The following is a 7577-nucleotide window of genomic DNA, read 5'->3' as shown; positions in this document are numbered from 1 at the left end:
TCGTGATCGTGATCGTGCGAATGGTGCTTGTGGTGGGTGGACATGGCGTGTTCTGAAAACTAATTCAATCCATTACACAACCTGAAGTTACTATAGAGTCAATGGGTTTCTGGAGCTTTTATGAGAATCGGCGAATTGGCGCAGGTGGCGCAATGCACGGTCGAGACCGTGCGCTACTACGAGAAAGAGGGTCTGCTTGCCGAACCGGGGCGCACGCCTGGGAATTTCCGGGTGTACGGCCCTGAGCATTTGGAGCGTTTGCGCTTCATTCGCAACTGCCGTGCGCTGGACATGAGCCATGATGAAATTCACAAGCTGCTGGGCCTGACCGACCACCCCGCCGAAGGTTGTGGCGCCATTAATGCGGTGTTCGATCAGCACATTGCCCATGTCGAGGAACGCATACGGGAATTGGCGCAGCTCAAGATGCAACTGGCTGCGTTGCGCCAGCGCTGTCAAACTGAACAAGCGGTTGACGCCTGCGGCATCCTGCACGGGCTGGCGGCGATGGAAACTGAACAAAAACCGGAACGCCATACCCATTTGGGTTAAAAAATTGAAGGAGCGCATCATGCAAAACAAGGATCACTGGGAAAAGGTCTATTCCACCAAGGCCCCCGATGGCGTGAGCTGGTTTCAGCCGCATGCCGATATGTCGATGCGCCTGATTCGCGACAGTGGCCTCAGCCGGGACGCCGCCATCATCGACGTAGGAGGTGGAGCGTCCACACTGGTCGATGATTTGCTGGCAGATGGTTTTCGCAACATCACGGTGCTTGACCTGTCCGGGGCCGCCTTGGCTGAGAGTCATCGTCGCCTGGGCGTACGCGGGGACGGCGTGCGCTGGATGGAGGCTGACATCACCCGTGTGCAGTTCGAACCCTACAGTCTTGACCTCTGGCATGACCGCGCGGTCTTTCACTTTCTAACTTCCGAGGAAGATCGCGCTGCCTATGTGAAACAGGTTTTGCGAGCCCTCAAGCCCGGTGGACACGTCATCATGGCTACCTTCGGCACCAATGGCCCAACACAGTGCAGTGGTCTGCCAGTCATGCACTACGCGCCGGACGAACTGCACGCCGAGTTCGGCGAGGCGTTCACCATGCTGACCCATGAAGAGCAGTTGCATCACACGCCTTTTGGTACTGATCAGCAATTCATTTACTGCATGTGCCGAAAGATGACGACATGAGTTCGTTACACCGCGCCGCCTTGCCCGCGCTGGGCGCGGCCATCCTGTTCGGGGCCAGTACGCCGTTTGCCAAGCAACTTGTTGGGGATGGATTTTCCACGTCGTCCCCATTTTTGTTGGCAGGACTGCTCTATTTCGGAAGTGGACTCGGTCTGACCTTGATTCGGCTGCTACGCGACAAGGGCTGGCAAGCGACAGGTCTGCCGAAACATGAATGGCCCTGGTTGTTGGGCGCCATTGCCTTCGGCGGTGTGCTGGGACCGCTGCTGCTGATGGTTGGACTCGCTCACACCACGGCCGCCACGGCTTCGCTCTTTCTCAACCTTGAATCGGTGCTAACAGCGGTACTTGCCTGGCTGGTGTTTCGGGAGAACACAGACCGGCGCATCGTGCTGGGAATGGTGTTGATTGTCGCGGGCGGGGGCGTGCTGGCTTGGCCAACAGGCGATGCGTCTGCTGTCGGTATCGGCCACTTGGCTTTGGCAGGGGCATGCCTGGCTTGGGCTATTGATAACAACCTCACACGCAAGGTGTCTGCATCTGATGCCCTGTTCATCGCTGGCAGCAAAGGCCTGGTAGCTGGATGCGTCAATACAGGTCTTGGATTTGCACTGGGTGCCACGTGGCCCGCAACGGGATTATTGTCATCTGCCCTGTTGATTGGCTTTTTGGGTTATGGCTTGAGTCTGGTGTTGTTTGTTCTTGCCTTGCGTGGCTTGGGAACGGCGCGCACGGGTGCGTATTTCTCCACCGCGCCATTCGTAGGTGCAGCCCTGTCAATTGCCGTGTTCGCAGAGCCCACCAGCGCCGTCTTTTGGATTGCTGCGGCTTTGATGGCGGCAGGCGTCTGGCTGCATCTCACCGAGCACCATGCGCCTGATCATGAGCACACGGAGTTCTCTCATGGGCATAGACACCGGCACGATGCGCACCACCTGCACACCCATGATTTCGACTGGAATGGCATGGAGCCGCATACCCATGGGCACCAGCATGTGAAGTTGAAGCATCACCATGCGCATTTCCCTGATATTCACCATCGGCATTCGCATTCCTGAGGCCCATTCATACATGCGATCTGTCGCGCTCAAGGGCTCGATTGGACTTACCCCTAGGAGTCTGGGCGGCAGAAGGAAATGAAAATCTTCAGAGAATTTTCAACCTCTCAGAACGGCGCTGGCTGCATTATCTCGATGAAGCCAAGGGGTCAGGTACCCCCGAAAACGTCACTTTTTGGGTGCCTTTTCTTCTGCCGCCCAGACTCCTAGCTGATAGTTCACCGTCAATGCTTGACCCGTTCATAGCGGGCACGATTTGAAAGTTAGCTGCTGGTCGGGTGCGGGTGCAGCGACATCGAAATCGACGCCACATTTCCGACGTTCGAGTTGTTAATGTCAATGTCGGCTCTGGAGAAGGCAGTTCGGCACACGCTATGTCAGGAACGTGTCTCAAGCTGAAATTCGCATCCCAACTTTGAACAACAGCTGCTACTTGCAGGCAATTTGTCCCCGGACGAGCAATACGTCAGCCTTGAGCGTTTGCGGCGTCCAAAGTGAAGCGACGTATAGTCTAAATTTTGCTATCCAAAAAGTAGCGTTTGGCGCACAAGGGGCGCGCGCTAGAGCCTGGTTTGGCTCAAAACTACTGAAACGCCACCTCCGCAAAGCTGCGCAGCTTGCGGCTGTGCAGCTGGTCCACGCCTTCGGCCCGCAGCAGCTCGATGGCGCGAATGCCGATGCGCAGATGCTGGTCCACCCGTTCGCGGTAGAAGTGATTCGCCATGCCGGGCAGCTTGATCTCGCCATGCAGGGGCTTGTCGCTCACGCACAAGAGCGTGCCGTAAGGCACCCGGAAACGAAAACCGTTGGCGGCGATGGTGGCGCTTTCCATGTCCAGGGCGACGGCGCGGCTCTGGCTGAAACGGCGCTGCGGGCCGTTGTCGGGCAACAGCTCCCAGTTGCGGTTGTCGGTGCTGGCGACGGTGCCGGTGCGCATGATGCGCTTGAGCTCCGGCCCTTTGAGCTGGGTCACCTGCGACACCGCGGCCTCCAGCGCCAGCTGAATTTCGGCCAGCGCGGGGATCGGCACCCACAGCGGCAGCTCTTCGTCCAGCACATGGTCTTCACGCACATAGCCATGCGCCAGCACGTAGTCGCCCAGCTGCTGGGTGTTGCGCAGACCGGCGCAGTGGCCCAGCATGATCCAGGCGTGCGGGCGCAACACGGCAATGTGGTCGGTGATGGTTTTGGCATTGGCGGGCCCGACGCCGATGTTGACCATGGTGATGCCGCCGCGGTCGGCGCGCACCAGGTGGTAGCCCGGCATTTGCGGCAGGCGTGGCGGCACTTTGCCGAGCTCGTCGCCCGCCAGCACCAGGGTGCCGACGCGGCGCGTCACCACATTGCCGGGCTCCACAAACGCGACGTACTCGCTGTTCGGGTTGGCCATGGCCTCATGCCCCAGGCGCACAAACTCATCAATGTAAAACTGGTAATTGGTGAAAAGCACAAAGTTCTGGAAATGCTCGGGCGCGGTGCCGGTGTAGTGGCGCAAGCGGTGCAGCGAATAGTCGACCCGCGGCGCCGTGAACAAGGAGAGCGGCTGCGGCTCGCCGGGGCGCGGCACATAAGTGCCATTGGAGATACCGTCGTCCATGGCGGCCAGATCGGGCAAATCAAATACGTCGCGCATCAACTGGCGACGCTCCGGGCTCAGACTGCCCTCGATATGGTCGTGCTCCGCGAACGAAAAGTGCACCGGGATCGGCTGCGTGCTGGTGCCCACTTCCAGCTCGACCTGGTGATTCTGCAGCAGCAGGGTGAATTGCTCCAGGTAGTAGTCGGCATACAGATCAGGGCGGCTCAAGGTGGTCTCAAAGCGGCCGGGACCGGCCACAAAGCCGTAGCTCAGGTGCGCACTTTGCGATGATTTCAGGCGCGCCACGGTGTCGGTCTGCACCCGCACAAATGGGTAGCAGGCGCGCACATGGCCGGGCAAGGTGTCGCCGGCCACAAAGCGCTGCATGGCCTCGCGCAGGTGGGCGATGTTGGTGTCGTAGATTTCACGCACCTTGGCCAGTGCGGCCGCCGGGTCGGTGAAACGGGAGGGGGCGATGAAGGCAGGAAGGTAGGGCATGGCGCTATTGTGCTTGGTCTGGTAGAGGGATGGCGCGGAGGGTGGGTCGACTCAGGGCTTGATGGCCGAGGCCACCGGCTCGCGCATCGTCACAAACTCTTCCGCCGCCGTCGGATGGATGCCAATCGTGCTGTCAAAGACCGCCTTGGTCGCCCCGGCTTTCATGGCCACGGCAAAGCCCTGCACCACCTCGCCGGCGTCCGGCCCGACCATGTGCAGGCCGACCACGCGGTCGGTCGCGTCTTCCACCAGCAACTTCATCAGCGTACGCTCCGTGCTGCCGCTGAGCGTGTGCTTGAGTGCCTTGAATTCACTGCGATAGACCGTCACCCGGCCAAAGCGCTGGCGCGCATCCGCCTCGGTGTAGCCGACGGTCCCGATATTGGGGTGCGTGAACACCGCCGTCGGGATGAACTGGTAGCTCATGTTGCGCGCGGCCTTGCCCGCCGCCGGACCGAACAGCTGGTCCACCAGCACCATCGCCTCGCCCAGCGCCACCGGCGTCAGTTGCACGCGCGCGGTGACGTCACCCAGCGCATGGATGGACGGCACATTGGTCTGATAGTCGTCATTCACCAGCACGGCGCCCTGCGCACTTTGGGCCACGCCCACCCGTTCCAGCCCCAAACCCTGCACGTTGGGAACGCGACCCGTGGCGTACAGCACGGCGTCCACCATCAGCGCGCCGCCACCTTCCAGGCTCACTTCCAACCCCTGCGGCGTGCGGTGAATGGCCAGCACCCCGGCGTTCAGATGCAGGTCCACCCCGGCCTTGCGCATTTCAGCGGCACAGAAGTGGCGCACCTCCTCATCAAAGCCGCGCAGCACCTGCTCGCCCCGGTACAACTGCGTCACCCGGGCCCCCAGACCGTTGAAGATGGAGGCAAACTCGCACGCGATGTAGCCGCCGCCCACCACCAGCAAGCGCGCCGGGAACGGCTCCAGGTCAAACATGTCGTTGGAAGTGAGTACATGCTCTCGACCCGTCATGTGCGGCACGTGGGGGGTACCACCGGTCGCGATCAGGATGTGTTTCGCAGTGAAACGCTGCTGGGCTATGCCGCCGTCAACCGACGCCACATCCACCTCCACCGTGTGGGCATCCAGCAGCCGCGCATAACCGTTGAGCACCGTCACACCCGCGCCCGAGAGCAATTGCAGATAGATGCCGTTGAGCCGGGTGATCTCGCGCTGGCGGTTGGCTTTGAGGCTGGCCCAGTTCAGTCGCGGTGCCTCACCCTCCCAGCCAAAACCGTGCGACTCCTCAAAGCTTTCGGCAAAGTGGGCGGCATAGCTGTACAGTTTTTTGGGAATGCAGCCGACGTTGACGCAGGTGCCGCCCAGCCCGTCGGTGCCGCCCGCTTCGGCCAGGGCGACGCGCGCACCACGCTGCGCGGCCATGCGCGCCGCGCGCACGCCGCCACTGCCGCCGCCAATCACGAACAGGTCACAATCAAATGAAGTCATGGGGTTCTCGCAAACGTTAATTACCGGACAGGCTGAGGTTAACCAGGAATCCGGTTCCCTGCCCTGCCCCGGACGGCCAAGCCCAAAAACTGCCATACTGCCAGCCCATTTCAAAGTGTTGGGGACAGGGCTGGCTCACTTCGTGTAGCTGCGGACTGTCCCGCAAAGTTTCAGAAAGCCAGAGTCCATGTTGAAGTTCACCTGCTGCGATGCGGTCCAGCAATTTTCCAGGAGCGGGCAAGCGCAGATTCTGCGCGGCATTACCCGCGGCTATGAGCGCGAATGCCTGCGCGTCGACGCCGGTGGCAAGATGTCAGCCAGCCCGCACCCGCATGACCTGGGCTCCAAGCTGACGCATCCCTGGATCACCACCGACTACTCCGAGGCGCTGCTGGAATTCATCACGCCGCCCTCGCAAGACCCGGACTTTCCGCTGCGTTTTTTGCATGACATCCATCGCTACAGCGCACAGCACCTGCACGGCGAGTACCTGTGGGCCGGCTCCATGCCCTGCGTGCTGGGGGAGGACAAAGACATCCCGATCGCCGACTACGGCAAGTCCAACGCGGCCCGCTTCAAGACCGTGTACCGCGAAGGCCTGGGCTTGCGCTATGGCCGCACCATGCAGACGATTGCCGGCGCGCATTACAACTGGTCTTTGCCCAGCGAATTCTGGCTGGCACTGAAAGAGTGTTGCGCGGCCCGCGGCAATGCCCATGAATTTGTGAGCGATCGCTATTTCGGTTTGATCCGCAATTTTCTGCGTTTTGGCTGGTTGATTCCCTACCTGTTTGGCGCCTCCCCGGCCATCTGCGAGTCCTTCCTGCAGGGCCGCAAATCGGACTTGCTGGAACTGGTGCCCGGCACCCTGTACGCGCCCTATGCCACCAGCTTGCGCATGAGCGATCTGGGTTACCACAACCGGGCCCAGGCGGGCCTTCAGGTAAGTTTCAACTCGCTGGCGGAGTACACCCAGGCCCTGGAAGCCGCCATCCGCACGCCGGACCCGTTTTACGAAGAAATCGGCGTGCGCGACGGCCCCCACTGGAAGCAGCTCAACGCCAATCTGCTGCAGATTGAAAACGAGTTTTATGCCGGCATCCGCCCCAAGCGCATTGGAAAACACGGCGAGCGCCCGGCCAAAGCCCTGCAAACCTACGGTGTTGAATACGTCGAGGTGCGCCTGTTTGACCTGAACCCGTTCATCGACATCGGCATTGCGCCGGAGCAAGGCACGTTTGCCGATGTGCTGCTGTTGATGTGTTTGTTCCGCGACAGCCCGCCCATCACCAGCCGCGAGCAAAGCGAAAACGCCGAGAACAAAAGCCGCGTGGTCACCCGCGGCCGCCAGCCCGATCTGAACCTGCTGGCGCACAACCGCGAGCAGCCCTTTCGCCCCTTGGCGCACGGCTTGTTTGACGACATGCAGCCCTTCGCCGAGATGCTGGACGCTGCCTACGGAGGCAACCGTTATGCCACGACGATGCAATGCTTGCGCGAGCGCATCGACCACCCGGACAGCACACCCTCGGCGCAGGTGCTGGCGGGGGCGCGCGAACACGGCGGTTTTTTCAAACACGCCATGCAGCTGTCGCAGCAACACACACGAGATTTGCAAGCGCAACCGCTGGACGCGACCGCGACCGCCCGCTTTGTCGCCAGCGTGGAAGCCTCCTGGCGCGAACAACAGCAACTGGACGGCGCCGAGCAGGGCAGCTTTGAAGACTACGTGGCCCGCTACTACGCCTGACATTTATAGGCGCGGATTCAAGTACGAAGTGCA

The 7577-nt window shown here is 61.0% G+C and carries 6 protein-coding genes; 4 read left to right on the top strand and 2 right to left on the bottom strand.

Features of this window, described 5'->3' with window-relative positions; all coding sequences use genetic code 11:
* The first annotated feature begins 120 nt into the window (after window positions 1–120).
* From cadR to B3V69_RS00200, 3 genes are read left to right on the top strand one after another with little or no spacing between them, the layout of a single operon-like run.
* Complete coding sequence (gene cadR, locus B3V69_RS00210; RefSeq protein WP_296442681.1) at window positions 121–552, top strand: Cd(II)/Pb(II)-responsive transcriptional regulator; 432 nt, start codon at window positions 121–123, stop codon at window positions 550–552.
* Between the two features lie 19 nt (window positions 553–571).
* Complete coding sequence (locus B3V69_RS00205; protein ID WP_296442679.1) at window positions 572–1192, top strand: class I SAM-dependent methyltransferase; 621 nt, start codon at window positions 572–574, stop codon at window positions 1190–1192.
* Window positions 1189–2250 (top strand): DMT family transporter, encoded by a 1062-nt coding sequence (locus B3V69_RS00200; RefSeq protein WP_296442677.1) that lies wholly within the window; start codon window positions 1189–1191, stop codon window positions 2248–2250. The genes B3V69_RS00205 and B3V69_RS00200 overlap by 4 nt, the downstream gene beginning before the upstream one ends.
* Window positions 2251–2833: 583 nt before the next feature.
* Here the strand turns inward: B3V69_RS00200 and B3V69_RS00195 are convergent.
* Window positions 2834–4327, bottom strand: coding sequence for an AMP nucleosidase (locus B3V69_RS00195; RefSeq protein ID WP_296442675.1), 1494 nt, complete (start codon window positions 4325–4327; stop codon window positions 2834–2836).
* Between the two features lie 51 nt (window positions 4328–4378).
* Complete coding sequence (gene gorA, locus B3V69_RS00190) at window positions 4379–5794, bottom strand: glutathione-disulfide reductase (protein WP_296442674.1); 1416 nt, start codon at window positions 5792–5794, stop codon at window positions 4379–4381.
* Between the two features lie 187 nt (window positions 5795–5981).
* Between gorA and gshA the strand changes: the two genes are divergently transcribed.
* On the top strand, window positions 5982–7544 hold the full coding sequence (gshA, locus tag B3V69_RS00185; protein ID WP_296442671.1) for a glutamate--cysteine ligase: 1563 nt from the start codon (window positions 5982–5984) through the stop codon (window positions 7542–7544).
* Window positions 7545–7577: the final 33 nt, after the last annotated feature.

The organism is Rhodoferax sp. UBA5149, from assembly GCF_002413825.1.
Lineage (GTDB): Bacteria > Pseudomonadota > Gammaproteobacteria > Burkholderiales > Burkholderiaceae_C > Rhodoferax.
Note: the sequence above shows the minus strand (reverse complement) of the source record. Positions and strands in the feature narration are given on the sequence as shown.